Source organism: Bradyrhizobium sp. BWC-3-1, from assembly GCF_032917965.1.
GTDB classification, from domain to species: Bacteria; Pseudomonadota; Alphaproteobacteria; order Rhizobiales; family Xanthobacteraceae; genus Bradyrhizobium; species Bradyrhizobium canariense_D.
Map to the genome: position 1 here is coordinate 5,133,889 of NZ_CP136625.1, position 23,982 is coordinate 5,157,870.

The 23,982-nt window shown below is 64.6% G+C and carries 31 protein-coding genes; 14 read left to right on the top strand and 17 right to left on the bottom strand.

Features of this window, described 5'->3' with window-relative positions:
• Position 1 precedes the first annotated feature (1 nt).
• From pdxY to RX329_RS24990, 3 genes are all read right to left on the bottom strand, one after another.
• A complete protein-coding gene (gene pdxY, locus RX329_RS24980) occupies positions 2-814 on the bottom strand; it encodes a pyridoxal kinase (protein ID WP_018454527.1) in 813 nt (270 codons plus the stop codon).
• A 49-nt stretch (positions 815-863) separates the two neighbouring features.
• A complete protein-coding gene (locus RX329_RS24985) occupies positions 864-1,505 on the bottom strand; it encodes an FMN-binding negative transcriptional regulator (protein WP_085353559.1) in 642 nt (213 codons plus the stop codon).
• Positions 1,506-1,597: 92 nt separating this feature from the next.
• Complete coding sequence (locus tag RX329_RS24990) at positions 1,598-2,242, bottom strand: TetR family transcriptional regulator (RefSeq protein WP_026232754.1); 645 nt, start codon at positions 2,240-2,242, stop codon at positions 1,598-1,600.
• Between the two features lie 27 nt (positions 2,243-2,269).
• On the opposite strand from RX329_RS24990, the gene RX329_RS24995 reads away from it, so the two are divergent.
• On the top strand, positions 2,270-3,004 hold the full coding sequence (locus tag RX329_RS24995; protein WP_231188563.1) for an O-methyltransferase: 735 nt from the start codon (positions 2,270-2,272) through the stop codon (positions 3,002-3,004).
• Positions 3,005-3,258: 254 nt separating this feature from the next.
• On the opposite strand, the gene RX329_RS25000 is transcribed toward RX329_RS24995, so the two are convergent.
• On the bottom strand, positions 3,259-3,573 hold the full coding sequence (locus RX329_RS25000) for a hypothetical protein (protein WP_085353560.1): 315 nt from the start codon (positions 3,571-3,573) through the stop codon (positions 3,259-3,261).
• Positions 3,574-3,656: 83 nt separating this feature from the next.
• On the bottom strand, positions 3,657-3,836 hold the full coding sequence (locus tag RX329_RS25005; RefSeq protein ID WP_026232755.1) for a hypothetical protein: 180 nt from the start codon (positions 3,834-3,836) through the stop codon (positions 3,657-3,659).
• A 139-nt stretch (positions 3,837-3,975) separates the two neighbouring features.
• Between RX329_RS25005 and RX329_RS25010 the strand changes: the two genes are divergently transcribed.
• Complete coding sequence (locus RX329_RS25010) at positions 3,976-4,218, top strand: DUF3551 domain-containing protein (RefSeq protein ID WP_231188564.1); 243 nt, start codon at positions 3,976-3,978, stop codon at positions 4,216-4,218.
• A gap of 54 nt (positions 4,219-4,272) precedes the next feature.
• Here the strand turns inward: RX329_RS25010 and RX329_RS25015 are convergent, their stop codons facing one another.
• The 3 genes from RX329_RS25015 to RX329_RS25025 all read right to left on the bottom strand — a co-directional run bounded on the left by RX329_RS25015 (position 4,273) and on the right by RX329_RS25025 (position 7,803).
• The gene (locus RX329_RS25015) at positions 4,273-4,551 is read right to left on the bottom strand and encodes a hypothetical protein (protein WP_026232756.1); all 279 of its coding nucleotides are present in this window, start codon (positions 4,549-4,551) and stop codon (positions 4,273-4,275) included.
• A gap of 174 nt (positions 4,552-4,725) precedes the next feature.
• The gene (locus tag RX329_RS25020) at positions 4,726-5,712 is read right to left on the bottom strand and encodes an SH3 domain-containing protein (protein ID WP_085353596.1); all 987 of its coding nucleotides are present in this window, start codon (positions 5,710-5,712) and stop codon (positions 4,726-4,728) included.
• Positions 5,713-5,880: 168 nt separating this feature from the next.
• Complete coding sequence (locus RX329_RS25025; protein ID WP_317244432.1) at positions 5,881-7,803, bottom strand: FAD-binding monooxygenase; 1,923 nt, start codon at positions 7,801-7,803, stop codon at positions 5,881-5,883.
• Between the two features lie 103 nt (positions 7,804-7,906).
• Between RX329_RS25025 and RX329_RS25030 the strand changes: the two genes are divergently transcribed.
• On the top strand, positions 7,907-8,371 hold the full coding sequence (locus RX329_RS25030) for a MarR family winged helix-turn-helix transcriptional regulator (RefSeq protein ID WP_085353562.1): 465 nt from the start codon (positions 7,907-7,909) through the stop codon (positions 8,369-8,371).
• A gap of 179 nt (positions 8,372-8,550) precedes the next feature.
• Positions 8,551-8,979 carry a hypothetical protein gene (locus RX329_RS25035; RefSeq protein WP_018454539.1) on the top strand — a complete coding sequence of 143 codons (429 nt, stop codon included), beginning with the start codon at positions 8,551-8,553 and terminating at the stop codon, positions 8,977-8,979.
• A gap of 7 nt (positions 8,980-8,986) precedes the next feature.
• On the opposite strand, the gene RX329_RS25040 is transcribed toward RX329_RS25035, so the two are convergent.
• Positions 8,987-9,604, bottom strand: a complete 618-nt coding sequence (locus RX329_RS25040) for a L,D-transpeptidase (protein WP_018454540.1) — start codon at positions 9,602-9,604, stop codon at positions 8,987-8,989.
• Between the two features lie 366 nt (positions 9,605-9,970).
• On the opposite strand from RX329_RS25040, the gene RX329_RS25045 reads away from it, so the two are divergent.
• From RX329_RS25045 to RX329_RS25060, 4 genes are all read left to right on the top strand, one after another.
• On the top strand, positions 9,971-10,993 hold the full coding sequence (locus RX329_RS25045) for a hypothetical protein (protein WP_085353563.1): 1,023 nt from the start codon (positions 9,971-9,973) through the stop codon (positions 10,991-10,993).
• A 377-nt stretch (positions 10,994-11,370) separates the two neighbouring features.
• A complete protein-coding gene (locus RX329_RS25050) occupies positions 11,371-11,601 on the top strand; it encodes a DUF6894 family protein (RefSeq protein ID WP_007591727.1) in 231 nt (76 codons plus the stop codon).
• Between the two features lie 92 nt (positions 11,602-11,693).
• Positions 11,694-12,083: a hypothetical protein gene (locus tag RX329_RS25055; RefSeq protein ID WP_085353564.1), complete on the top strand. Its 390-nt coding sequence runs from the start codon at positions 11,694-11,696 to the stop codon at positions 12,081-12,083.
• 108 nt (positions 12,084-12,191) lie between these two features.
• Complete coding sequence (locus RX329_RS25060; protein WP_018454543.1) at positions 12,192-12,443, top strand: hypothetical protein; 252 nt, start codon at positions 12,192-12,194, stop codon at positions 12,441-12,443.
• A gap of 13 nt (positions 12,444-12,456) precedes the next feature.
• On the opposite strand, the gene RX329_RS25065 is transcribed toward RX329_RS25060, so the two are convergent.
• The 5 genes from RX329_RS25065 to RX329_RS25085 form a co-directional block, all read right to left on the bottom strand.
• Positions 12,457-12,642, bottom strand: coding sequence for a hypothetical protein (locus RX329_RS25065; protein WP_018454544.1), 186 nt, complete (start codon positions 12,640-12,642; stop codon positions 12,457-12,459).
• A gap of 174 nt (positions 12,643-12,816) precedes the next feature.
• Complete coding sequence (gene minE / locus RX329_RS25070) at positions 12,817-13,098, bottom strand: cell division topological specificity factor MinE (RefSeq protein ID WP_007591739.1); 282 nt, start codon at positions 13,096-13,098, stop codon at positions 12,817-12,819.
• Positions 13,095-13,910 carry a septum site-determining protein MinD gene (gene minD / locus RX329_RS25075; protein WP_007591740.1) on the bottom strand — a complete coding sequence of 272 codons (816 nt, stop codon included), beginning with the start codon at positions 13,908-13,910 and terminating at the stop codon, positions 13,095-13,097. The genes minE and minD overlap by 4 nt, the downstream gene beginning before the upstream one ends.
• Positions 13,911-13,929: 19 nt before the next feature.
• Positions 13,930-14,628 carry a septum site-determining protein MinC gene (gene minC / locus RX329_RS25080; RefSeq protein ID WP_026232759.1) on the bottom strand — a complete coding sequence of 233 codons (699 nt, stop codon included), beginning with the start codon at positions 14,626-14,628 and terminating at the stop codon, positions 13,930-13,932.
• 273 nt (positions 14,629-14,901) lie between these two features.
• Complete coding sequence (locus RX329_RS25085) at positions 14,902-15,918, bottom strand: ABC transporter substrate-binding protein (protein WP_018454546.1); 1,017 nt, start codon at positions 15,916-15,918, stop codon at positions 14,902-14,904.
• A gap of 100 nt (positions 15,919-16,018) precedes the next feature.
• On the opposite strand from RX329_RS25085, the gene RX329_RS25090 reads away from it, so the two are divergent.
• The 6 genes from RX329_RS25090 (at position 16,019) to RX329_RS25115 (ending at position 21,217) form a co-directional block, all read left to right on the top strand.
• The gene (locus tag RX329_RS25090) at positions 16,019-16,666 is read left to right on the top strand and encodes a TetR/AcrR family transcriptional regulator (protein WP_018454547.1); all 648 of its coding nucleotides are present in this window, start codon (positions 16,019-16,021) and stop codon (positions 16,664-16,666) included.
• Positions 16,667-16,750: 84 nt separating this feature from the next.
• Positions 16,751-17,521, top strand: coding sequence for an ABC transporter permease (locus tag RX329_RS25095; RefSeq protein WP_026232760.1), 771 nt, complete (start codon positions 16,751-16,753; stop codon positions 17,519-17,521).
• 18 nt (positions 17,522-17,539) lie between these two features.
• On the top strand, positions 17,540-18,577 hold the full coding sequence (locus RX329_RS25100; protein ID WP_085353565.1) for an NAD-dependent epimerase/dehydratase family protein: 1,038 nt from the start codon (positions 17,540-17,542) through the stop codon (positions 18,575-18,577).
• Positions 18,564-19,385, top strand: coding sequence for a GNAT family N-acetyltransferase (locus tag RX329_RS25105; RefSeq protein WP_085353566.1), 822 nt, complete (start codon positions 18,564-18,566; stop codon positions 19,383-19,385). Before RX329_RS25100 ends, RX329_RS25105 begins: the two co-directional genes overlap by 14 nt.
• Before the next feature lie 6 nt (positions 19,386-19,391).
• Positions 19,392-20,447, top strand: a complete 1,056-nt coding sequence (locus tag RX329_RS25110) for a dihydrodipicolinate synthase family protein (protein ID WP_085353567.1) — start codon at positions 19,392-19,394, stop codon at positions 20,445-20,447.
• On the top strand, positions 20,435-21,217 hold the full coding sequence (locus RX329_RS25115) for an ABC transporter ATP-binding protein (RefSeq protein ID WP_018454552.1): 783 nt from the start codon (positions 20,435-20,437) through the stop codon (positions 21,215-21,217). Before RX329_RS25110 ends, RX329_RS25115 begins: the two co-directional genes overlap by 13 nt.
• Before the next feature lie 155 nt (positions 21,218-21,372).
• Here RX329_RS25115 and RX329_RS25120 read toward each other — a convergent pair whose 3' ends face one another.
• The 3 genes from RX329_RS25120 to RX329_RS25130 all read right to left on the bottom strand — a co-directional run bounded on the left by RX329_RS25120 (position 21,373) and on the right by RX329_RS25130 (position 23,906).
• Positions 21,373-22,464 (bottom strand): TRAP transporter substrate-binding protein, encoded by a 1,092-nt coding sequence (locus RX329_RS25120; RefSeq protein ID WP_018454553.1) that lies wholly within the window; start codon positions 22,462-22,464, stop codon positions 21,373-21,375.
• A 154-nt stretch (positions 22,465-22,618) separates the two neighbouring features.
• Positions 22,619-22,876 (bottom strand): hypothetical protein, encoded by a 258-nt coding sequence (locus tag RX329_RS25125; protein ID WP_007609546.1) that lies wholly within the window; start codon positions 22,874-22,876, stop codon positions 22,619-22,621.
• A gap of 79 nt (positions 22,877-22,955) precedes the next feature.
• The gene (locus RX329_RS25130; RefSeq protein ID WP_085354381.1) at positions 22,956-23,906 is read right to left on the bottom strand and encodes a DUF2778 domain-containing protein; all 951 of its coding nucleotides are present in this window, start codon (positions 23,904-23,906) and stop codon (positions 22,956-22,958) included.
• Positions 23,907-23,982 lie beyond the last annotated feature (76 nt).

The following is a 23,982-nucleotide window of genomic DNA, read 5'->3' on the forward strand; positions in this document are numbered from 1 at the left end:
CTTATCGTCGCGGCGTCGGCAACGGCACAAGCCGCATCTCCGCGGTGCCTGCTTCCTGCGTGCGCACCAGCACCGCATAGATGGTTTCGACTGCGAGCCGCACCGCCGCCTCGGTCGCTGTGCCCTTGGCCAGATGCGCCGCGATCAGGCCGGTGAGAAGATCGCCGGTGCCTGAGGGGCGGATCGGAAGGCGCGGCGTCGCAAAGCGCGACAACTGACCGCCGGCGCACAGAATCGTTTCCACCTGCCCTTCCGCCGTATCAGTGAGCGTGCAACCGGTGGCGACCACGTCGATGCGCCCAGTCCCGGCCAGCGCCGCGCACGCCGCGCGCAGGCCCTGCGCATCCGCGATGTCGAGGCCTGCGAGCAGCCCGAGCTCGAACTGGTTCGGCGTGGTCAGATTGGCGGCGGGCAGCAGCCGGTGCCGGACCACGTCCAGGATGCCGTCGGCGACATAAACCCGGCCGTCATCGCCGATCACGGGGTCGCAGAGATAGACCAGCTTCGAATTGCGGGTCAGCGCCCGCTCGACGAAATCGGCAATGACAGCGGCATTGCTGGGCGAACCGAGATAGCCGGTAACGAGGACCGCAGCCTCGTCGACGAGATCGCGCTCTTCGACGCCTCTCAGCAGATCTGAAACGAGCTCTGTCTCCAGCACCCGCCCGCGCAAGGTCGGATAGCGCGGATGGTTCGACAGCAGCGTTGTCGGCACGGCCGCGACATTCACCCCTTCCGCCTGCATCGCATAGGCGGCGGCGCTGTTGCCGACATGGCCGTGGACCACCTGGCTTTGAATGGAGATGACGAGCATGAGGGAGGTCCGTAGGAGTAATTGTCTAGCGAGAGAAGGGTCGCCCGGATCACGAAAACTCATATCCAAGTCCCGGCCGCAGCGCTTGCATCTTCCGCGCCAGCCGCCGATGCCCGCTCTCCTCCGACCGCGCAAGCCGGCCGGCGACCGCGACGTGGTCCACATCGCTCTTGTGCTGATTGAGCTTGGCCTGCCCCTCGACGGTATCCACCACGAGATCGACGACGCGGATCGCAGCCAGCATGCTCTCGCGCTTGCCGGGCTCCATCTGTGCGAGGTCCCAAGGTTTTTTTGGCAAGCGCGCTTCCGAGACCGCGAGTAGTGCATCGCCGTGCCTGCGGTTCTCGTCGAGCCCGCGCAGATGCGCTACGCCCGACAGGTGCACGGCCTCGTAAAGCCAGGTCGAGACGTTGTCGCGCGAAGAATACCAGTCATTGGAGATGTAGGCGTCGTCGCCGGCAACGATCAGCAGAAAGCGCCCCGCACCATCCGCGAGCGGGACGAGCGGATTCCTGGCGGTGAAATGGATTTGCACGATCGTGTGCCCGTCGCGCTGCTCCAGCACGAAGGGCACATGCGAGGCGCGTGGACCGCGCTCATCCGCCGCGACGATCGTGCCGAAGCCGCGCTGGCTTGCGAATTCCAGCGCTTGCTGCTCCTCGATGCGGAATTGGGGGCGGAGGACATGCATGGCGGGGCGCTCGTTGACTGGCTGAAGGACAAACCGAGGCTAACTCATGATCCAGTCAAGTCAGAAGGGGTATTGGCCCGCAAACGCGGATGTCAGGAATGATCCCGGAGTCGTGCCAGCTCATCGATATAGGCGCAGAACATGTCGGCCATTGCGTCGGCGTGACGCGCGATCTCCGCCTCGTTGCGCGGTGTCTCCGAGAACTGCTTGCCAACCTCGCTCAGCGTCGTCTTGATCAACTCGCCGGCAAGCGCCCGCGTCGCATCCGGCGCCCTGGGCAGGGCCTCCCGCATGAAGGCCGCGACGATGCCCTTACCGGCGGCCCGCGCGTCGTGTGCTTCGGGCGCATCGCGATAGAGCGGCGCGGCGTCGCTGAGCGCCGTGCGGATCGCAGCCTCCTCGCACTCGGAACGAATGAAGGCGTGGACGAGCGCGCGCAGCCGTACCAGTGGCGGTTTCGCCCGGTCCGCCAGGATGCCGCGCAGGAGCTCGCTCGTGCGCCGCCACTCGTCGCTCTGGAGGCGGAACAGGATCGACGCCTTGTTCGGAAAATATTGATAGAGCGACCCGACGCTCACCCCGGCCCGCTCGGCCACTCGCGCCGTCGTGAAACGCTGCGCCCCCTCCTTGGCCAAGACCTGAACAGCCGCGTCCAGAATGGCCGCCACCAGCTCGTTCGAGCGGGCCTGCTGTGGCTGTTTTCGTGAGGAAACTGAATGGCTTCGGCGATCTGCCATGGCACCCTCGGGCAACGCGAATAGCGAATGCGACGAATTAGTCGTATTTCAATTCTCACGCAAGCACTCGCAGCACGGCGACATCTGGAGACTACACATGACCACCCGACCATCACATCACTTGCGCCACTGCTCGATCGTCTGTTCGACCAGGACGAAGCGGCGCGCGGCGCGATGCGAGCCGCCTTCGCCGATGTGACCGACGCCGACCGCGCACGGATGATGCGGAGCAAGACCGCTTACCGCGACCTCTACGGGCGGCTGAAGGACGCACCGCTCGCGGTCTCCCGCGAGACCGGTCAACTGCTTTACATGCTCGCACGCAGCTCCCGCGCCAAAGCGATCGTCGAGTTCGGCACCTCGTTCGGCATCTCGACCCTGCACCTTGCCGCGGGCTTACGCGACAATGGCGGCGGCCGCCTCATCACCAGCGAATTCGAACCGTCCAAGGTGGCCCGGGCGCGCGAGAACCTCGCGGCCGGCGGGCTGCTGGACCTCGTCGAAATCCGCGAAGGCGACGCGCTGAAGATGCTTCAAGTCGACCTGCCCGACACGATCGATCTCGTGCTGCTCGACGGCGCCAAGGCGCTCTACCCCGATATCCTGGATCTGGTCGAAGGCCATCTCCGGCCGGGCGCGATCATCGTCGCCGACAACGCCGACGACAGCCCCGACTATCTGGCGCGCATGCGCAGCCCCGGAAGCGGCTACATGTCCACGGCCTTTGCCGAGGACGTCGAACTCTCCGTGCGGATCAACTAACGCCACGTCGAATCGGCGCGACACCAATGAGCCGCCGCGCGAACCATCGCGCGGCGGTTTCGTGCTGCGCTCCGCCGTGTCGCAGGTTCGTCACTGACGCGTGATAGTTGGACCCGGCAATGTCGCTGCCGCCTTCGTCGGCATCGCGCTGATCGTGTCCGGAGTGGTGGTCATCAACCTGTTCTCGGCGGCCACGGTGCATTGATGCCGGCAAGGCCTTCAGCTTCGCGACGCCGTCTCGCAGCCGGCTCACGCTATTGGCTTTGCGACGGCTTGGGAGGATGCGGCCTGGATCGCTTCGCGCCAGGCTTGGCCGCAACTCGCGGCGGCGCCGCATCGACCGATTCCAGATAGGCGGCAAGTGCCTTGGCTGTATCCGAACTGGTTGCGTAATGGTCTTTCAGGAACCAGGACAGCGTCAGGTTGAAGCGCCCTTTGGCAAGGCCGCGGGGGCTGCGATGGCACGTCGTGCAACCATCGGCGAAGAGCTTTTGCGGCGACTTGCCGGCATCGAGATTTTGCGCGGCGGCAAATGTCGCCGTCAGAACGGCCGCGGCTGCAAGAGTCATCGTTGGAAGAGTCATCAGGGGCGCGATCAGATCGCGCCCCGGTCGAAAGTACGAGATCAATGTCGTCCTGCCCGGTCTTGCGGTCAGGCCGCCAATAGCTGATCGAAGTCGGGCGGCGCGTAGGCCTTGCCGTCCTGGTCGGTGATGACGACCTTCCACCCCTCGCTCGCCCAAACCTTCGCCTTCGCCACGATGAGCAAACGGCTCTCGCGGGCAAAACTGCACTTCTCGTTGTCGCGTTCTGCGACCATCTTGTAGGCCAATGCGCATCCCCTTGCGTTGCCCCTGCACCTGCTCTCGTCGTGGCAGCGGGCTTTGGCGGCAATTCGCCGGGAGCGTGGCAATTTGGTGCCATCCGCGGCAGCATTGTGCTTTGTTCCGGCTGAGCGAAGGAGATCGATCGTGCGCCGCTTCATCAATGCGATTCTGCTTGTCGCGGGCTTGTTTGGTGCGGGCCTGCTCGGCGTGCCGCCGACAGCCGCCCAGACCTACGCTCCGCGCCATCCCGTCTGCATCGAGATCTACACGATCGACGGCCGCAGCATCGATTGCAGTTTTGCGACGATCGCGCAGTGCGCCGCGACCGCCTCCGGGCAGTCCGCCCAGTGCTACGCCAATCCTATGCCACGCGGAGCAGACAGCTGAGCCCGGTTCCGTCGCCGCCGCGACGAAGCCGATAGCATCAGGTCAGCGCTCCGATCAGTGGACGCGAATGATATGGGGACGGCCAAGATCGATCAGCCCCTGCACCGCCGAGAGGCGGTCGTCGAGAGCTGCGATGGTCAGCAACAAATTGTTGCGGCGTTCGTCGAGAAGGCCCATCTCGGCGCCGGAGAGTTTGGTGCTCGATCGCTCCTTTTGAATCACCTCGAGAGATTGGCGCAATCCGGCAATCAGGCCGGACAGCTGCTTGGCTTCCTTGGTCATCGACCGCTTGGCGACATTGTGGCGGCGCGTCTCCGCCTGGTTCTGTCTCATCGTCGTCATCCTCCCGTGCCCCGCTGCCCCGAGTGGAATGCTTACAGCTTTGAGTAGACATATTACGATCGATGAAATCTGCCCGCGAAGAAGCTTCTTAAATTGTATGGGCAGGGAACCCGTTCCGGCCCAAACAGAAAGCCCGGCGCGAGGGCCGGGCTTTCGTTGGCAACTTTAGTGCTTTTGGTGCCCGCCACCGGGACCGCCGGCCGGGGCACCGCCGCCGTGCGGCGCGGCGTTGATGTGAGGTGCGCCGCCGCCACCGCCGTGAGGCATCGCAGGCGCAGCCGCGCGCGGCGCAGGCATTTGGGCATGAGCGTTCATCGGCGAGCCGTGGCTCAAGTTGGGTTGGGCCACATGCGGCATCGCGGGCCGGCTCGCCGGCGCCGCTGATACACGCGGCACCTCATGCGGGCGCGCCATCGGCTGCGCACGCACAGCCGCGCGGTGTGCGGCCTGCTCGTGCATGATGCGCGCTTGTGCATCGCGCGGATTGCGGCCCTGGAGATTGGTCCGCTCATGCGCGATGCGGTCGCTTCGTCCCGCACGGCTCCGGTCCGCCGTCACCGCAGTCTCGTGCCTCGCCATCGCGGCGTCGCGCCGTGAAGTTATGGCATCGCGACCGGAGACCGCGGCCGCGCCCTTGACACTTTCCTTGACATTCGCACCGTTGCGCCCGAGTGCGACCGCCGCATCGCGCGTTGCCGCGCGGCCGATGCGAGCCGCGCGCGGATCGATCGTCATCCGCATCGCGTCGCGCTGATGCGAAGTCCAGTAGCTATTCCAGTGGGCATGCCGCCGATACCAGGGCCGCCCCTGATAATAGCTCGACCAGTACGAGGTCAGCACGAAGGGGACGATTGGCACGTCGATCTCGTCGACATAGTCGGGGAGATAGACGTAGTGATTGCGGTAGAGATATTCGAGGTATTGCGACGACACCCAGCCACGGTCATCCGAGAAGCTCACGTCGCACCAGGCGTTGCCGCGCAGGCAACCATGGATATCGACGCGGGCGCCCTCGGGGATGCGATCGACCAGGGGAAAGCCCGAACCCGGCCCGGCGCGCAGGCCGGTCGAGACGGTGACCATGCCCGGTGCGGCCAGCGCGGCCGTCGGGGCGAGCAGCAATGCGGCTAACAACACGCTTCGGAATTTCATGGCGTAGTCCTCCTCTTTCGAGTCGGAACGCGCCAGCGGAACGGGCGTTCCGCGTACGAAGGTCTCATCCGCCAAAAGATCGAGACGGATGCCGCGCGCGGTTCAATATTCATTCGCCGTTCATCGACACCGCGCGCAGAGAGAGCCTACGTGTGCGCCGCCGGCCCGTCAGTTCACTTGCAGCATGAAGCCGTCGAAGTACGCAGCAAGCGCAGCAAAATCATCGAGCGGCAGCACGGTCGCGACATACTGATCCGGCCGCACCACGACCATGCAGCCCGCCTTGCGGTCAATGCCGCGCATGGTGAAAACGTCCTGACCATTCTTGAGGTCCGGACAGAACATCTTCTCGTAGTCGATCAGGCCGTAGCGGCCCTTGCGCGGCAGCAGCAGCGCAGGCATCGCCTCGAGAGCGAGCTCGCGATGATCCTGCTGGAAGACCGCCCGCAGGTCGATCACGCTATCGATGTCGGCGACCGCGGGGGTGTAACGCCGGACCGGCGACTCCCGCGCATCGGAGAGAAAATTGCACAAGGCGCGAACGGCCGATCCGGTTGCTGCGGGATCCTCAGCGCCGGAGAAAGCGTAGATGCGGAAGCGGCCATCCGCCTGCGCAGCGTGACCGAGATGCACCGGCTTGGCATCCGCAAGCCGGATCACCGGTGCGGAATGAAATCGCGTGCCGATGACGAGGCCTTGCGCGAGATGCTGGTGGGACGTCGCTCCCGTCAGAACCGACGGGCGGTAATGCGTCGCCGTGCCCGCGGTGTAGCGACCGTGCCTCACGAAATAGTCCTGCGTCCTGGCGGCGTCGGCGCCGCCGGCCTTGGCGGCGGACGCAAGAATCCCCGCCCATTCCCGGTCGAAATCGATCAGCTCTTTGGCAACCGCCTGGCGCTCGGCCGAATAGGAATGCAGCAGGCTCGGCGCAGACTGCTTCCGCAAAACGGCAGCGAGCTTCCAGCCGAGATTGAAAGCGTCCTGCATCGAGACGTTCATGCCCTGCCCCGCCTTCGGGCTGTGGGTGTGGCAGGCATCGCCGGCGATGAATATCCGCGGCAGACGCGTAGCCGTCTCGGTCTCCGGCACGTCGTCGAACTTGTCGGTCAGGCGCTGGCCGATCTCGTAGACCGACCACCACGCGATCTCCTTCACATCGAGCGTATGCGGCTTGAGGATCCGCTGCGCTTTCGCGATCACGTCGTCGGCGGTGATATTGCGATTGGCGACGCGCTCGCCGATGTCGAGCTTGGCGAGCTCGACATAGAGGCGGACCATGTAGCCGCCCTCGCGCGGAATGATCAGCAGGCTACCGTCCTTCGCCGACTGAATCAGAGCCTTGAAGCGGATGTCGGGAAAATCGGTCACCGCCAGCACGTCCATCACGCCCCAGGCATGATTGGCGGAATCGCCGAGCAACTCGCGACCGATCGATTTGCGCACCGTGCTGCGGGCGCCGTCGCAGCCGACGACATAGCGCGCCTTGATGGTCTCGACCTTGCCCTCGTTCTCGGCATCGACCCGTTCGAGCCGCGCTGTCACGGCATGGTCGGCGGGACCCGCGGCCGGATCGACCTGAAGGTCGAGCAGGCGCCGACTGTAATGGGGCTCGAGCCTGCCCGGCGCCTTGCGCATGACGTCGAGAAAGCCGTCATGGATGCGCGCCTGGTTGAGAATAACGTGCCGGAATTCCGACAAACCGTCCTCGACGTCCTGCACCCGGCCGCTGCGGACGATATGTTCCGGCACCCGCTCGTCCGGCTTCCAGAATGTCGTCTCGTTCACCCAACAGGCTTCCTTCAGGACGCGCTCGCTGAATCCGAAGGCGTGGAACATCTCCATGGTGCGGCATGCGATGCCGTCGGCCTGCCCGACCAGCAAGCGGCCCGGCTTCTGCTCGACGATGCAGGTCTTGATGTCGGCAAACTGCGCAAGCTGGGCCGCAAGCGTCAGGCCCGCAGGGCCACAGCCGACGATGAGGACATCGACCTCTTCGGGCACGCCCCCCGTTGCGCCAGAAGGCTGAATGCGCGCGGCGGGATCGGCGATTTCGGGGTCGCCCGGCTGAAATCCATTGAGATGGAATTGCATGAGCACCTCTCCCGCCGATGTTCTGTTTGGATATTGCTCAGTATGCTGACTATCAGTATACTTGTCAACGACCCCGGCCGTTCTGCCCCAACGGAGAAATTCGGTGAAAGACAACAACGACATGCCCGGACATCTGGCGCGCCGGTTCCAGCAAATCGCGGTCGCGGTGTTTCTGGCCGAGGTCGGGGATGCCGGCTTCGACCTCACGCCGGTGCAATACGCCGCGCTCGCGACCATCAAGGCCAATCCGGGGCTCGACCAGGTGACGCTCGCAGGATTGATCGCCTACGACCGCACCACCATCACCGGCGTGGTCGACCGGCTCGTGCAGAAGGGGCTCGCGGAGCGCCGCGCCTCGCGCCGCGACCGCCGTGCCCGCGAGCTCGAGATCACCGACGAAGGCCGCCGCACGCTGCGCAAGATCACGCCGGCCGTGGAATCCGCGCAACGCATCATGCTGCGCGGCCTCAGCGCGAAAGAAAGTGAGGATCTGATGCGCCTTCTGCACAAGGCCATCGCCGCCGGCAACGAGCTCAGCCGCGCCCCGCTGCGCGGAGTGCAGGCATAGAGCGTTTTCGAGCGAGGTGGATACCGCTTCGCGTCAAGAAAACGTGCCAAGACAGAAAGCCCCGTAATTCTACCCCTCATTGTCGCAGTATCGCGAAACCAGGAACTAACCTTCGGCTGTTACGGTCGACGGCATTCGGCGTTTAACGCGCGATTAACTTTGCCGGTCTGGAGTTTCGGATGTTCAGGTTCCTCATTGCGGCGGCGGCGATCGCGCTCTCGACCGCTCCGGCGCTCGCGAATGGCCATGGCGGCGGCGATGCCCCTCCGCCGCCGAAGCCCGCGACGTCACCGGCGAAAGTCATCCTGACCAAGCAGGGCCCCACGCTCGTGGACCTCAACGGCATGACGCTCTACTATTACGAGCGCGATACCACCGGCAAGACGTCGAACTGCAACGGCAAATGCGTCGAGAGCTGGGTGCCGCTGCCCGCAACGGCCGATGCCAAAGCGGTCGGCGACTTCACCGTGATCAACCGTAACGACGGCAGCAAGATGTGGGCCTATCGCTATCGTCCGCTCTACACCTCGCCGGCCGACAAGGCGCCGGGCGAGGCCAATGGCAATGCCACGACGCTGCAATGGCGCGTCGCCCGTCCCGAGAACTAGGGCGACCTCACCCGCGCCAGCTGGGCCGCGCCTCGACTTGCGCGTTCTGTCCGGGCGGCAGCACCACGACCATTGAGTTGAGCTTCACCCGGTCATAGAGATCGATCACGTCCTCGTTGCGCATCCGGATGCATCCGGACGAGATCGCCTGCCCGATATATTCCGGCTGGTTGGTGCCGTGGATGCGGTAGAGCGTGTCCTTGTTGCCGGCATAGAGATAGATGCCCCGCGCGCCCAGCGGATTGGCGGGGCCTCCGGGCACCCGCGCCGGATAGGGCCCGAGCCGCGCCTGGATGTCCGCCGTCGGAACCCAATCCGGCCATTCCGCTAGACGACCGACCCGCGCGACTCCGGAGAACGCCATGGCCTCCTCGCCGACCGCGACGCCGTAGCGGATCGCCTTGCCTTCGGGCAGCACGAAATAGAGATAGCGCGCATCGGTATCGACCAGGATCGTGCCCGGCTGCTCCTTGCGCGGATAATCGACGATATGACGGAGATATTGCTCGGGCACGTTTGCTTGCGCGTAAGGCGTATGCGCCAGCAACTGCCGGTCGCGGGTCGTCATGCTCGCGTCCGTCGATGGCGAAAGCGTCGTCTGCATGCAGCCGCCCAACGGAAGCATGGCAAGGACGAGTAGAACGAATAAGGATCTTGGCACCGCCGGCCCCAATAGCGATAGCAGCGCCCCCAGCAACACCAGATGCTGCCAAAATCGTGCTGAAAACAAGGCATTGTGGAACAATTACGCGTGTTGTCTGAGGCGGGTTCCATCACCACAAACGGCGCAAGAGCGTCGCACAGTCTCCATCCCCTCGCCTTGCTTTGGTCAAACCCGGCTGGACTCGTGGGTCATGGTGCTTGGGCCTCATCGGATTTGGGGATTTGGATGGGCCCACCTCAACGGATCTGCTCGCGCCAATGCGAACGACCGATACCTCAATACTCAACACCTGGGGCTTCAAAACACCCAGGCTTCAAAGGAGCTGCGATGCTCGCGACGCTGAACTCTCGGCAAATCGTCGATGAGATCGTGAAGGACACGGTCACGAACAACGACCCGCACGACGCGGTGCAGATTTCGCCTGACATTTTGCTGGCCTCGCGCCCTCTCAGCGTTGCGCCCGCGCTCGCGCCTGAGATCACGGCCCGTCCCGAACCCAAAATAGATCCGGCGTTCACGCTGAAGTCCAGAATGAATCCGGAGCCGAAGTTCAGTCCCGTCGCGGAGCCGCAGACGGCAGCGCCCTCGGTCGACACCGCCGTGCGCGTTGCGGCCGGTGATGGTCTCAGCCGGCAGAAGCGCTCCTCCGCTGGCAAATGGCTGCGCGGCGCGTTCGTCACGATGCTGTTTGCGGGCGGAAGCGCGGCCGCTACTGTCGCCTGGGAGAAACATGGCGACACCGCAAGACAGATGCTCGCCGAATGGACCCCGGCATTGGCGTCGCTGCTGCCTTCGACCTCGCAGACCGCACCGCTCGCCGCCGCACAGGCTGCGCCGCCTGCGGACCAGGCCGCAACGGATCAAGCCACAACGGATCAAGCGGCCGATCAATCTGCGGCTCCGCCTGCAACCCAGCTTGCAGCAGCAGTGCCCCCGGCAACACAACCCGATCCTGTACAATCGGTGCAGTCGATGACGCGCGATCTCACCGCGATGGCGCAACAGATCGAGCAGCTCAAGACCAACATCGCCGAGTTGAAGGCCGGGCAGGAGCAGATGGCACGCGAGATGGCGAAGCCGCCCGCGCCGAAGCCGGTGGCCGATGCGAAGCCGCGCGTCGATCCGCGCGCGCAAATGTCCGCGCTACCGCCGCGGCCCGCGGCGCCGCCGGTTCGCAAACCGAAGCCGGTCGTGTCGCACACCTACATGCCGGCTTATTCGCCGGCGCCGCTCGCTCCGCCGCCGCCGGCCTCGCAGGCTGCCGCAGCCCCACCGCCCGCTGCCATGACGACGCAAGCCGTTGCCGACGACGATGGACCTGTCGTGCGCCCGCCTATGCCGCTGCGCTGAACGATCGTCACGCGACGACACGAAGCGTCGCGCCAGCGATGCTGCCCGAGTCAATGTGATGCGTTGAATCCGGATGACTACGGGAAGCGAGCTTCGATCGTTTTCCATCAAGAGAAAAGGCCGTCGGGATCTATGCCGGCGGCCTTCTCTTGCAGCTGCCGGTTCCCGGAGCCCGGTTCTGCTGCAATTCCATGCCTCATGATCACGCCGACATATTTAATAAAATCTTAACACGCTTGAATGCTGCACATCATTTCTGCGCCATAAGCATAGAGATTGCGCGCGCCGTTCATTCGATAAACATCGACTCAGTGGTACCATCGGTCATGTGTTGAAACGTCCACCCGAAGCTCAATTCGTCACACCGGGGAATTCGGATGCCCTACTATTCCTTCGATCTCGTGGTTGGTGAAGAGTTCAAGAACCAGGGCGGTATCATCCTCGAAGACATCGAGGTCGCCTCCGATCGCGCCGTTCAACTGGCTACCGAGCTGTCGCAGGTGAAGCCCGAGCTGCAAAGCAAGGGTTGCGCTGTGCGCGTCACCGACCGCGATCACAAAGAGGTCTATCGCACGCCGCTGGATCCGGTGCCGGCCTGGCGGCGCTAGCTCGCCGGCCGGCTTCGCGGGCGCACGCCATCCCCATTGCGGAGCGGCGCGGCAGCCGCTAGCCTTCCCGAAAATTCGGGGAGGTACCAAGGATGCGCGCTGGTTTTCTGATGACGGCCCTGTTGCTGCTGGCCGCGCCGGCCCAAGCGGCCGACCATCCACGTTCGACCTATGTCACGTTGGTCTTGCAGGCCTTCGCCGCCAAGGTCGAATGTCCGGGCACCGATATCGTCTACCAGGATCTGGTGCAGAAGGCGGAGCAGATGCAGCTGCCCGAAGGCACCACCGAGAAGGTCCGCAAGGCGATCGCCTGGATGCACACGGGTGGCAAGATGGGCGAGAAGCAGGACGACGATCTGATGGCCGAGGTCGCGGTGGCCACCCAGGCGACCGACCTCAACCAACGCCGCCTCGGCATGCCCAACTGGTGCGAGGCCCAGAAGACCAACCTCGCCGGCCTGATCCGCAGCAAGGGCGGCTAGCGTGATCGTGCGGCCTTAAGCACGCCGCGCCGGAATTTTTGCTTCGGCCAATAATCGTCACATTTCTCGCCAGCATGCGGCTCTTTCGAACTCGAACAGGGGAGCTCCATGCGGATCAACCATGTCCTTCTCGCGGTCGCGTTTGCCGTCGCACCGATGCTGACTGCGCCCGTGCTGGCGAAGAATTCCAATGCCCAGAAGGGCGAGGACAAATCGACCTCGTCTTCGTCGTGTAGCGCTTATCAGCAGGCGCCGGATGGCTCGTGGGAGCCGCTCCCCTGCAAGGAGACGGGCGAGCGCTCCCAGCCGCAGACACAGAATCGCACTTCGCCGCAGGGCGCTGACCGCGGGGAGCGTTGAACGCGGGGGAGTGTCAGCTCTGGTGCGGACCGCGGATGATCTTCATCGCGTCCGCGATGTGACGCCACTCTTTGGCCTCGTCGGCCTCGCCGCGGCCCTCACAAGCCCTGGCCTGTTCGGCGGCCTTCGCGATCGCAGCAAAACCATGCTGTTCCAGCATCTGGCGCGCGACGGTGTGGACCTGGACCTCGGTCATCATGGGCGTTCTCCCGTTTGACGAAACCGCGGTGCATCGCGCCGCCGCGGGTTTTTCACAACGATTGAGCCCCGGACCTCGTTCCGTAGCGTTCATGTCGGCGCGCAAAGGCGGCCCGCTATGCCCAGCGGACCGCCTTTTCACCCACCCCAATTTGAAGCGTCGCGGCTGAGGTCCCTAGCCGGCCGCCGCGCGCTTGCGCTCGAAATCGTTGGGCACCTCGATATCGACCTCGAGGGTCGAGACCTCGTCGCCGCGATCGAGCCGGACAATGACCTTGGTCGGGTCTAGCGTGACGTGCCTGGAGACGACCGCGAGAATTTCCTCACGCAGCACACCGAGCAGATCGGGCTGGCCGCGCAGTCCGCGTTCATGGGCAAGCAGGATCTGCAACCGTTCGCGCGCGACGGGTGCAGAGGCCTTGTTGCCGCGGAGAAGCCGAAGCAGACCCATGCTCATGCGGCCCTCCGTCGCAGCAGGCGGTCCATGAAGCCTTTGCGCTCGGTCGGCACCTGCATCGGCACGGTGTCGCCGCAGAGCCGCCGCGCCGCATCGATATAGGCCCGCGCCGGGGCGCCTTCCGCGTTCGACAGCGTCACGGGCGTGCCGACGTTGGAGGCGCGCAGCACGTCCTGGCTCTCGGGGATGATGCCGAGCAAAGGTGTTGCAAGAATTTCGAGGATGTCCTCGATGGTCAGCATCTCGCCGCGCGCGGCGCGCGAGGGATCATAGCGGGTGATGAGAATGTGCTTCTCGACCCGCTCGCCCTTCTCGGCCCGCACCGTCTTGGAATCGAGCATGCCGATGATGCGATCGGAATCGCGCACCGAGGAGACTTCGGGATTGGTGACGATCACGGCTTCGTCGGCAAAGCGCATCGCCATGGAGGCGCCGCGCTCGATGCCGGCCGGACTGTCGCAGATCACCCAGTCGAAACGGCTGCGCAGATCGTCGATGACCTTGCCCACGCCCTCTTCGGTCAGCGCGTCCTTGTCGCGGGTTTGCGAGGCCGGCAGCAGCCAGAGGTTCTCCAGCCGCTTGTCCTTGATCAGGGCCTGCGGCAGCTTTGCGACGCCCTGCACCACGTTGATGAGGTCGAACACGACGCGGCGTTCGGCGCCCATCACGAGGTCGAGGTTGCGCAAGCCGACGTCGAAATCGACGACGACGACTTTTTCGCCGCGCTGCGCGAGCGCAGCGCCCAGTGCGGCGGTCGTCGTGGTCTTGCCGACGCCCCCCTTGCCTGACGTCACGACCAGTACCTTGGCCATCTCTCAAATCTCCTTCTGGTCAGTTCAGCGCAGTAATTCGCATGGTGTTGCCCTGCAGCCAGGCCTGAGCCGGCTTGCCGCGCAGGGCAGCGTCGATATCGTCGGCGGTCTGGTAAAAGCCATCGATTGCAAGCAGTTCGGCCTCGATCTTCTGACAATAGATGCGTGCGCTCGTGTGACCGTTCACGCCCGCCATGGCGCGACCGCGTAGCGCGCCGTAAATGTGAATGGAGCCGCCGGCAACGACCTCGGCGCCGGAGCCGACAGAGCCCAAAATGGTGACGTCACCCTCGGGGAAGATCACGGTCTGGCCCGACCGCACGGGGCTTTCGAGCAGCAGCGAGGTCGGCTTGGTCTCGACCTTTGCCTCGACCTTCTTGGGCGCACTCGGCTCGACCACGCAGCTGCGCCCGCCCGAAAGCAGCGGCGGCATCATGGGGTTCAACCGGCCCTCCTCCACGCCCTCGATCCCGAGCACGCGGATGTTGCGGTCCTGAAGGCTGGTGAGCAGATGGCCGATGCCGGACTGGCTGAGATCGACCGAGGACAGGTCGATCACCACGGGGCGGCCGGCGAAGAAGCCCGGCGAGCGCGCGATGGTGGTGTCGATCTCCTGCAGCCAGTCCTGGATGGGAACCGTCGGCACGAAGACGAAGGCCACATAGGAGCGCCCGCGCAGGCGAACCATTTGGCGTTGAGGTTTTACTGCAGCCTCCATAGCGGCCGACTCGTCCCCTGTTATTGAATGGTTAACGATGCCGCCGATATGGTTAATGGCCGGTTAATTTCTCCGTGGGGTTACGTGGCATGGAAGCGCACCAAGGGCGTTGAGCAGGCGCTCTCGCCCCGCACAACGGTCATCGCCCGCGAAGGCGGGCGATCCAGTACTCCGAGACGGTTGCGGGTCAGCCGAAAGGCTGCGGCGTACTGGATGCCCCGGTCAAGCCGGGGCATGACAGCGGAATGTGGGGCCGGCGCGGCGACCAGCCCCCTACTTCTTCACCTTGCTCGCATCCATCTTGATGGCGGGGTCCAGCATCTTGGTCGTGAACGCCGTCGTGACGTCGAACGGCTTCTCCATGCCGAGATAGGTCTGGACCAGATCGTAGTCCTTCTTCATCCGCTCGCCGTCGATCCAGCCGAGTGCCTTCGTCGTCGTGAATTCGTCCGTCATCAGGGACTTGATGCGCTCCCACTGGCGCTCCTGGTTCTCCTTGTCGAGACCGGAGACCTGATCGAGCAGCGCCTTCAGGCAGGGCGCGGCGTCGGCGACGCAGGTCGCGAAGGCCTTTTGCGTGACCCGCACGAACGCCTCGACCAGCTTCGGGTTCTTCTGCAGATAGCCGCCGTTGACGATCAGCGAATTGCCGTAAGGGTTGAGCCCGATGTCCTTCCAATTGACGTAGCCGAGATCGCTTCCGAACTCGATCACCTTCAAATCGTGCTCGTTGTAGAAGTCGCTGATGATGTCGACCGTATGGCTCTTGAGCGCGGCGATCTTCGCCGTCGGCCCGACATTGACGAAGCCGACGGAGTCGGGCGCAAGCCCTGCAGCCTTGGCGAAGGCCGGCCACATCACACGCGAGGCGTCCCCGGGCGGATTGCCGATCTTGTGGCCGGCAAAATCCTTCACCCCGTTCACGCCGTAGCTCTTCAACCAGTAGAAGGTCTGGCCGGTGTTGGCGTAGACGCTCATCACGGCAACAGCGTCAGCCCCCTTGCTCTTCGCCACCAGCATGGTGGCGAGATCGGCGACGCCGAAGGGCGAGCCGCCGGAGCCGACCTTGGCGGCGGAGACGCCGGAGCCCTTGCCGACCTCGATGGTCAGATCGATGCCCGCTTTCTCGTACCAGCCTTGCGCCTTGGCGTAATAATAGGGCGAGTGATCGGCCGTCGGCGCCCAGTTCAGAATCAGATTGACCGCCTCGCCCGCGTTCGCGGGCACGACTGGTGATCCGAGCATCAGGGCCACCGCCAGGGCCGAGCCCGCCGCCTGCAAACGCTTCATCGCATCTCTCCTCGTTGCCCGCGACCGGCTTGTCGCTCTCCCCCCGTGAGGATACCAATGCAACAAGGCCGCCCTCAACTTGTCAACTGTTTGGTTGGAAATGCCCGCAAAACGATCAGGCGACACCGTGCCGCAGCGGCGCGACCCGGTCGCCACACGCAAGAAGCTGCTCACCGCGGCGCGCGAGGAGTTCGCCCGGCACGGCTTTGCCGGCGCCCGCGTCGACGAGATCGCAGAGCGCGCCGGTGTCAACAAGCAGCTCGTCTACCACTATTTCGGCGACAAGGACGCGCTCTATCTCGCCGTGCTCGAATGGGTTTACGCCGATATCCGCGAGCAGGAACGTCAGCTCAATCTCGAAGGCCTGCCGCCGGGAAAGGCGATCCGGAAACTGATCGAGGCCTCGTTCGATTACCTCGCGACGAACCCCGATTTCATCGTGCTTCTGAACGACGAGAACCGCGGCGGTGCCCGCCACGTCCGCGGCTCGACGCGGCTGGAGGCGATGCATTCGCCGCTGGTGAAGAGCGTGTCCCACATCCTTCACGAAGGCGTCCGCGCCGGCATGTTCCGCAAGGGGATCGACCCGATCCAGCTCTATATCTCCATCGCGGGCCTCAGCTATTTCTATCTCTCCAACACGCCGACGCTGTCGGCGATCTTCGGCAAGGACCTGTCGAGCCGGGCCGCGCGCCGCGCCCGCCGCCGGCACGTCGCCGATCTCGTGCTGCATTCGCTCCGGCCATAATCAACCAACTGGTTGAAACTTCCCTCCGGGACGGCTAGGCTTGCGACCAGCGGCAAGGTGGCCGCTGACAGCAGGGGGTAACCGGTGACAGGAGACGGCGCCCGCAATACGCGCAGCTTTGCGATCGTCCTAATCGTGCACTTCGCCGTGCTGGTGCTCTGGCAGGTGCTGGTCGATGCCTTCCACGTCCCGAAGTTCATCCTGCCCTCGCCGCTCGCGACAATCCAGACGCTGGGAACCGCGAGCTACGCCTGGGGCGCCAACACGCTGGTGACGGCGATCGAGATCCTCGGCGGCTTTGCGCTCGGCGCCTTCGTCGGCGTGACGCTGGCCGTCATCTTCAGCTGGGCGCCGCTGATCAGCCTCGTGCTGCTGCCGCTGTTCGTGACGCTGAACATGATCCCGAAGGTCGCGCTTGGTCCGCTCCTCATCGTCTGGTTCTCCTACGGCATCGTGCCGAACATCCTGATCGCCTTCAGCATCTGCTTCTTCCCGATCCTGCTCACCACCGCGCGGGGCTTGCGCGAGGTCGAGCCGGATCTGCTCGACCTCGTCAAATCGCTGCGCGGCTCGCGCTGGACGCTGTTCCGCAAGATCCAGCTGCCGGGATCGCTGCCTTACATCTTCTCCGGAATGAAGGTCGGCGCCATCCTCGCGGTCGCCGGCGCCATAGTCGGCGAGTTCATCGCCTCCGAGCGCGGGCTCGGCTACCTCATGATCCAGGTGCAGTCGTCGCTCGACACGCCCGCGATGGTGATGGCCGTCGTGCTGCTCACCCTGCTCGGCGTCGCGCTTTACGGCTTCGTGCTCGTCCTCGAACGCATCTTCGTCGTCGGCGACGCAAGACAAACTTGAAGATCAAGGACCAAAACCATGCTCCTCACCCGCCAGAACCTGCCGAAGACCATCCCTGATATCGCTGCGCTCGACGATCTCCTGTGCCGGCCGACCCAGGCATTGATCGACGACCTCGCCCCGGTCGACGGCGACATCATGATCCTCGGCGTCGCCGGCAAGATGGGGCCGACGCTGGCGGGGCTTGCCAAGGCCGCAGCGCCCGATCGCCGTGTCATCGGCGTCGCCCGCTTCAGCGACGCCGGCGTCAAGGACTGGCTGCACGCGCGTGGCGTCGAGACTATCAATTGCGACCTAATGGACGAGACCGCGATCCAGGCGCTGCCGAAGGCGCCCAACATTGTCTTCATGGCCGGCCGCAAATTCGGCGCTGAGGGCGATCTCTCGCTGACCTGGGCGATGAATGCGCACGTGCCGGCACTGATCGCGCAGGCCTTCCCCTCGTCGCGGATCGTGGCGTTCTCGACCGGCTGCATCTATCCGTTCGTCCCCGTCGACGGCAAAGGATCGGGCGAGGACATGGCGCCGAACCCGCCCGGCGAGTACGCCCAGTCCTGCGTGGGCCGCGAGCGCATGTTCGAGTATTTTTCGCGCAAGTTCGGAACGCCCGGGCGGCTATTCCGCCTCAACTACGCGATCGACATGCGCTATGGCGTGCTGCACGACATCGCCTTGAAAGTGCTCACGGGCACGCCGATCGACCTCAGCATCGGTCATGTCAATTTCATCTGGCAGGGCGATGCCTCATCGCAGGCGCTGCGCTGCCTCGCGCATTGCACAGCGCCGACCTCGCCGATCAATGTCAGCGGCCACGAGATTTTGGCGGTGCGCGACCTCGCAGCAAGATTCGGCGCCAGGTTCGGCCGTATGCCGGTGCTGACAGGAAACGAAGAGCCGACCGCGTGGCTGACCGACACGTCCAAGGCAGTCGAGCTTTTCGGCCTGCCGATCGTCGACACCGAGCAGCTGATCGCCTGGACGGCGGATTGGGTGTCGCGCGCCATGCCGAGCCTCGGCAAGCCCACCAAATACGAGGTGCGCGATGGACGCTACTGACGATCCGCGCATCATCCGGCTTGGCGTCGAGGATGCTGCGGCGGGCCTCGCGCTCTCGACAGAGGCGCACTGGAACCAGAATGAAGACGACTGGCGGTTTTTCCTAAGCGACGGCGTCGCGTTCGGCATCCGTGATGGCGCGCAACTGGTCGCGACCGCAGCACTCCTGCCCTACCCCGGCGACAACGCCTGGATCAGCATGGTGCTGGTGACGGCAAGCCATCGCCGACGCGGTCTCGCCACGCGGCTCGTCGACGCCTGCCTGGCGATGGCGCGCGAACGCGGCCTGACGAGCTGGCTCGACGCAACCCCGGACGGTGCTGCCGTCTATGGGCCGCTCGGGTTCACGCCGACCCTGCAATTGCGCCGGCTCAAGCTGGTGAAATCGGCATCCGCGTCCGGGCAGGCACCTTCGTCCGCGACACTCGACGCGCTCCGCGCGCGCGACCGGCGCGCCACGGGCCTCGATCGAACCGCCCTGCTCTCCAACTTCGCGCAGCGTTCCGGCTCGCGCATCGTCTCCGCGAACGGCGCCATCGCGCTGGTTCGCGACGGACGTACCGCCCGCCATATCGGCCCGCTGCTTGCCGACGACGCGGCAGCCGCGCTGACCCTGGTCGATGCCATCGCGCGATCGGAGACCGGACCGCTGCTGCTCGATGCCGTCGCGTCGCAAGCCGCGTTCCCTGAAGGATTGACCGCATCCGGCTGGATCATCGAGCGCCCGTTCCAGCGCATGCGGTTCGGCCCCGCTAAGACCGCGGGTGAAGACATGCCATTCGCCGTCGCCGGCCCTGAATTCGGATAGGACATCATGCACCACAGCCAGATCAACAGCGAGATCCGCAAGCTGATCGCCGACGGCACCGTGCTGCCGGCGCATCCCCTCGCGCTCACCGCCGAACGCCAGCTCGACAAAAAGCATCAGCGCGCGCTGACGCGCTATTACATCGAAGCCGGCTCCGGCGGCCTTGCGGTCGGCGTGCACACCACGCAGTTCGCGATCCGTGACGTCGGCCTCTATCGTCCCGTGCTGGAGCTCGCCGCCGAGACGGCGGCGAACTGGACCAAGCGTCCGCTGGCGCTGGTCGCGGGCCTCGCCGGTCCGACTAGGCAGGCCACCGCTGAAGCCCGCACCGCGCGCGACATCGGCTATCACGCAGGGCTCCTCAGTCTCGCTGCGATGAAGAGGGCGTCGGAGGACGAGATCATCGCGCATTGCGCAGCGGTCGCAGCCGAAATTCCGCTGGTCGGCTTCTATCTTCAGCCGACGGTCGGCGGCGTGGTCCTGTCGAGCCGGTTCTGGCAGCGCTTTGCCTCGATCGACAATGTCATCGCGATCAAGATCGCGCCGTTCAACCGCTACCGGACCCTTGATGTTTTGCGCGGCGTCGCGGCAGCCGGCGCGCTCGACCGCGTTGCGCTCTATACCGGCAATGACGACCACATCCTGCTCGACCTGATGCTGCCGTTCGACCTCCGCGACAACGGCGTCACCACGCGCACTTATTTCAAAGGCGGCCTGCTCGGCCACTGGTCGGTGTGGACGGCGAGCGCGATCAAACAGTTCGAGCGCTGCAAAGCGGCACGGCACAAGGACAGCGTGCCGGCCGATTTGCTCGCGCTCGATGCCCGCGTCACCGATTGCAACAGCGCATTCTTCGACGTCGCCAACGATTTTCACGGCTGCATCGCCGGCTGCCATGAGGTGCTGCGACGGCAGGGCCTGATGCAGGGCCTGTGGTGCCTCGATCCGAACGAGGGCCTGAGCCCCGGCCAGAAGGACGAGATCGAGCGCGTGTACCGCGAGCATTCCGACCTCAGCGACGACGCGTTCGTGGCCGCAAACTTGGATAAATGGCTGGCATGAGCTCAAGCCCCTTTATCAGCCTGCACGGCGTCCGCAAGGTCTATCGCAGCGGCGGCGCCGAATTCCTGGCGGTGTCCGACGTCACCATGGACGTGCAGGAGGGTGAGCTGGTCTCGCTGGTCGGCCCGTCCGGCTGCGGCAAGACCACCGTGATGAAGATTTTGGCCGGCTTGCACGACGCCGACGGCGGCACGGTGAAGATCGGCAACGCCAAAAGCCCGTTCGATCCGACCCGCGACATTGGCATGGTGTTCCAGCAGGCGTTGCTGCTGAAATGGCGGACCATCCTGGACAACGTGCTGCTGCCGGCAGAGATCGTCGGTCTTCCGATGAAGGCCGCGCGCGAGCGGGCGCGCGATCTGCTCAATCTGGTGGGTCTTGCCGGCTACGAGCAGAAATATCCGCGAGAGTTGTCCGGCGGCATGCAGCAGCGCACCGCCATCGCGCGCGCCTTCATTCACGACCCGAAACTGATCCTGATGGACGAGCCGTTCGGCGCGCTGGACGCGCTGACGCGCGAGCAGATGAATCTAGAGATGCTGCGGATCTGGCGCGAGAGCGGCAAGACCATCATCTTCATCACGCACTCAATCCAGGAGGCCGTGTTCCTGTCCTCGCACTGCGCCGTGCTGACGGCGGGACCTGCGAAGATGGCCGATTATTTCCCCATCGACCTGCCCTTCCCACGGGCTCTGCCGCTGAAGACGACGGACGCGTTCGGCGCCTATGCGCGCCGGATCTATGAGAAGCTGGGGCTGGGGGCGGCTTAATTCAGCGCACGATAGATGCCATAGGGTGGGCAAAGCGACTTGTCCGCCGTAGCTCGACGAGCGAAGGCGGAAGCGTGCCCACCATGGCGAGTCAAGCAAGCAGTGGTGGGCACGGCGCAAGTGCGCCTTTGCCCACCCTACGGGAGTTTGCGCGATCAAGCCTTGTTGCGCATCTTGCCGAGCAGATAATTGTCGTAAAAATTCTCCGCGATCTGCGTGTAGAACAGCAGCTCCTTCATATAGGCGTCGTGGCTTTCCTTGGTGCGCTTGAACAGGTCGCTCTTGATGGCGAGCTCGTTCAGATGGTCCTGGGTCGCGGTGTAGCAGGCCTCCAGCACCGGCTGCGGAAACGCCTTCAGCTCCGCGCCATTGGCGATCAGCCGCTTCAGCGCCGCCGGATTCACGCTGTCGTATTTCTCGAGCATCCAGGCGCCCGCGGCCGACGCGGCCTGGTTGACGATCGCCTGGTACTGCTTCGGCAGCGACGCCCACTTCTCGTCGTTGACGATCATGTGCAGCATGGCGCCGCCTTCCCACCAGCCGGGGAAGTAGTAATATTTGGCGACCTTCTGGAAGCCGAGCTTCTCGTCGTCATAGGGGCCGACGAATTCGACTGCGTCGATCGTGCCCTTCTCCAGCGCCGGATAGATGTCGCCGCCCGCGATCTGCTGCGGGACCACGCCGAGCCGCGCCAGCACATGACCACCCATGCCGGCGATGCGGAATTTCAGGCCCTTGAGATCGTCGACGGTCTTGATCTCCTTGCGGAACCAGCCGCCCATCTGGGTGCCGGAATTGCCGCAGAGGATGGCGTGCGCCTTGAACGGCTTCAGCGCCTCGTTGGTGAGGTCGGCGCCGCCGCCGAAATGCCACCAGGATTCCTGATGGCGATGGTTCATGCCGAACGGCGCGCCGGTGGCATAGGCCAGCGCCGGCTCCTTGCCGATGTAGAAATAGAGCGGGGTCTGCGCCATGTCGACAGAAGCGGTGCTGACCGCATCGAGCGCCTGCAGGCCGGGAACGAGCTCGCCGGCCGCGAAGGTCTGGATCTGGAATTTGTTGTCGGTGGCCTCGGCAACATATTTCGCAAAAGTCTGAGCGGTGCCGTAGATAGTGTCCAGCGACTTCGGGAAGCTCGAGGTCAGGCGCCATTTGATCTCGGGCGCGCTTTGCGCGATCGCAGGTGCGGCAACCAGCGTCGTCGCGCCGGCAACCGCGCCGCCCTTGAGGAATGTACGGCGTTTCATGATGGTCTCTCCCTGAACTATGTTTCAACGTATCGGCTTGAGCGCGATCTTCGCAGACCATGGCCTGTTGCTATAGCGGAGTTCAACTAGTGAGCGGTAGCCCGGATGGAGCGCAGCGCAATCCGGGAATCTTCCCAAATTTCCCGTGTCGCTCTCAGAGCAGCTTGGCGCTCACAAACAGCGCGCGCACGGCGTTGGTCGCCTGCACCACGAGCATGGCGTTCTCGGCGGCACCTTCGAGCGCCGCGACCGCGTCTTCATGCAGCGAGCGGAATTCCATCCACTCGACCGATTTGAAATTGGTGAGGAATTGATAGGCCTGGCCGACGGTCGCGATCGCCAGCGTGTCGCCGTTCAGCTTGATCTTGAACGTCGTGCGCAGCGGGGTCTCGGAACTTTGCGGATCACTCATGGGCTGCTTCTGGACGATGACGGCTTAACGAAAGGAAAACGGCAGCCCCGCCGTAGCAGGCCAATATCCGGAGCAGATATCAGGACTCGGTGCTCGCGCGCTGCGAGGCGGTCGCCGATGGGGTCAGCCTCGGCACCACGACCAGACGGTTGAACTCACCGTTGTCGTAGGCTTTCATGAATCGATCATAGTCCTTGATCGAAACGCAGCCGTTGGAGTCGCCACGAGGCCCGAGCATGTAATTGTGGGTGAGCAGGCCGACGCGGCCGAGCGCGCTGGTGCCCTCGGCGGGCGTCAAGCGCAGTGCGCGGACGCCGTGAAACAGTTTTTCGCGCGGCTTCAGGTCGTAGGTCGCAGGCGGGGTCGCGCCAACCATGCGCTGGTCGACGTGCTCCGGGTCGTCCATCAGCGCGCCCATGCCGGAATGCGCTTCCAGCGCGATGCCGCTCGGCAGGTAAAGCGCCTTGGCCGAGATGTCGTAGACCGCGGTGCGCGAATCGTAGCCAAGCGCGGCGAGATCCGGCGCCTTGCCGAACAGGCCGCTGTCGGGCGTCAGCGAGGCCAGCCTGATCTTGTCGGTGAATTTTTCGAAGAAATTGCGGTTGTCGACCCGGGGGTTGGTCTCGGCATAAGCCTGGCTCGAGGCAATCTGGGCGGAGATGTCCGCCTGGGGCGGGCGCGAGCGCGGCATCGGGATGGCGTCAGCACGCTGCGATTGTCTCGTCTCCTCGGACATATGCCGGTCGTCATCGGTCAGGGTCGAGCGCCAGTCGTCGCCCTGGAGCTTCTGGGCGAGCATCGCCTTGGCATCGCGCAATTTGAGCTGGACTGCATTGACCGCGGAGCGCTCCAGCGTTCGCAGGCCGAGCTCGCGGGCGGGCGGACTGCTGGAAGCCGAAGCGAATCGATCATCGAACGAAGGCGCATTGGCCGGCGGCAGTGCGGCGGTGACCAGCGAGGCCGAACCGCCGATATCCGCGACCCAGGCGGCAGCGCCCAGTGCCAGCGCGACGGCGGCCAGAGACAGCAATATCGTCTCGGCTCGCCCAATACGGCGGCGCGACAATAGCCCCTCGGCTCGTGCCCGGTCGGAAACCATCAGATCC

What these genes read in the sequence shown, in the direction of transcription:
- RX329_RS25040 (WP_018454540.1), bottom strand. Translation starts at nt 9,604, where the DNA reads ATGCTTCCGTTGGGCGGCTGCATGCAGACGACGCTTTCGCCATCGACG.
- RX329_RS25115 (WP_018454552.1), top strand. Translation starts at nt 20,435, where the DNA reads ATGGCTGGCATGAGCTCAAGCCCCTTTATCAGCCTGCACGGCGTCCGC.
- RX329_RS25045 (WP_085353563.1), top strand. Translation starts at nt 9,971, where the DNA reads ATGCTCGCGACGCTGAACTCTCGGCAAATCGTCGATGAGATCGTGAAG.
- RX329_RS25020 (WP_085353596.1), bottom strand. Translation starts at nt 5,712, where the DNA reads ATGAAATTCCGAAGCGTGTTGTTAGCCGCATTGCTGCTCGCCCCGACG.
- RX329_RS25035 (WP_018454539.1), top strand. Translation starts at nt 8,551, where the DNA reads ATGTTCAGGTTCCTCATTGCGGCGGCGGCGATCGCGCTCTCGACCGCT.
- minD (WP_007591740.1), bottom strand. Translation starts at nt 13,910, where the DNA reads ATGGCCAAGGTACTGGTCGTGACGTCAGGCAAGGGGGGCGTCGGCAAG.
- RX329_RS25025 (WP_317244432.1), bottom strand. Translation starts at nt 7,803, where the DNA reads ATGCAATTCCATCTCAATGGATTTCAGCCGGGCGACCCCGAAATCGCC.
- RX329_RS25000 (WP_085353560.1), bottom strand. Translation starts at nt 3,573, where the DNA reads ATGACTCTTGCAGCCGCGGCCGTTCTGACGGCGACATTTGCCGCCGCG.
- pdxY (WP_018454527.1), bottom strand. Translation starts at nt 814, where the DNA reads ATGCTCGTCATCTCCATTCAAAGCCAGGTGGTCCACGGCCATGTCGGC.
- RX329_RS25050 (WP_007591727.1), top strand. Translation starts at nt 11,371, where the DNA reads ATGCCCTACTATTCCTTCGATCTCGTGGTTGGTGAAGAGTTCAAGAAC.
- RX329_RS25065 (WP_018454544.1), bottom strand. Translation starts at nt 12,642, where the DNA reads ATGATGACCGAGGTCCAGGTCCACACCGTCGCGCGCCAGATGCTGGAA.
- RX329_RS25085 (WP_018454546.1), bottom strand. Translation starts at nt 15,918, where the DNA reads ATGAAGCGTTTGCAGGCGGCGGGCTCGGCCCTGGCGGTGGCCCTGATG.
- RX329_RS25015 (WP_026232756.1), bottom strand. Translation starts at nt 4,551, where the DNA reads ATGAGACAGAACCAGGCGGAGACGCGCCGCCACAATGTCGCCAAGCGG.
- RX329_RS25100 (WP_085353565.1), top strand. Translation starts at nt 17,540, where the DNA reads ATGCTCCTCACCCGCCAGAACCTGCCGAAGACCATCCCTGATATCGCT.
- RX329_RS24990 (WP_026232754.1), bottom strand. Translation starts at nt 2,242, where the DNA reads ATGGCAGATCGCCGAAGCCATTCAGTTTCCTCACGAAAACAGCCACAG.
- RX329_RS24985 (WP_085353559.1), bottom strand. Translation starts at nt 1,505, where the DNA reads ATGCATGTCCTCCGCCCCCAATTCCGCATCGAGGAGCAGCAAGCGCTG.
- minC (WP_026232759.1), bottom strand. Translation starts at nt 14,628, where the DNA reads ATGGAGGCTGCAGTAAAACCTCAACGCCAAATGGTTCGCCTGCGCGGG.
- RX329_RS25120 (WP_018454553.1), bottom strand. Translation starts at nt 22,464, where the DNA reads ATGAAACGCCGTACATTCCTCAAGGGCGGCGCGGTTGCCGGCGCGACG.
- RX329_RS25110 (WP_085353567.1), top strand. Translation starts at nt 19,392, where the DNA reads ATGCACCACAGCCAGATCAACAGCGAGATCCGCAAGCTGATCGCCGAC.
- RX329_RS25105 (WP_085353566.1), top strand. Translation starts at nt 18,564, where the DNA reads ATGGACGCTACTGACGATCCGCGCATCATCCGGCTTGGCGTCGAGGAT.
- RX329_RS24995 (WP_231188563.1), top strand. Translation starts at nt 2,270, where the DNA reads ATGCGACGAATTAGTCGTATTTCAATTCTCACGCAAGCACTCGCAGCA.
- RX329_RS25090 (WP_018454547.1), top strand. Translation starts at nt 16,019, where the DNA reads ATGCCCGCAAAACGATCAGGCGACACCGTGCCGCAGCGGCGCGACCCG.
- minE (WP_007591739.1), bottom strand. Translation starts at nt 13,098, where the DNA reads ATGAGCATGGGTCTGCTTCGGCTTCTCCGCGGCAACAAGGCCTCTGCA.
- RX329_RS25060 (WP_018454543.1), top strand. Translation starts at nt 12,192, where the DNA reads ATGCGGATCAACCATGTCCTTCTCGCGGTCGCGTTTGCCGTCGCACCG.
- RX329_RS25125 (WP_007609546.1), bottom strand. Translation starts at nt 22,876, where the DNA reads ATGAGTGATCCGCAAAGTTCCGAGACCCCGCTGCGCACGACGTTCAAG.
- RX329_RS25055 (WP_085353564.1), top strand. Translation starts at nt 11,694, where the DNA reads ATGCGCGCTGGTTTTCTGATGACGGCCCTGTTGCTGCTGGCCGCGCCG.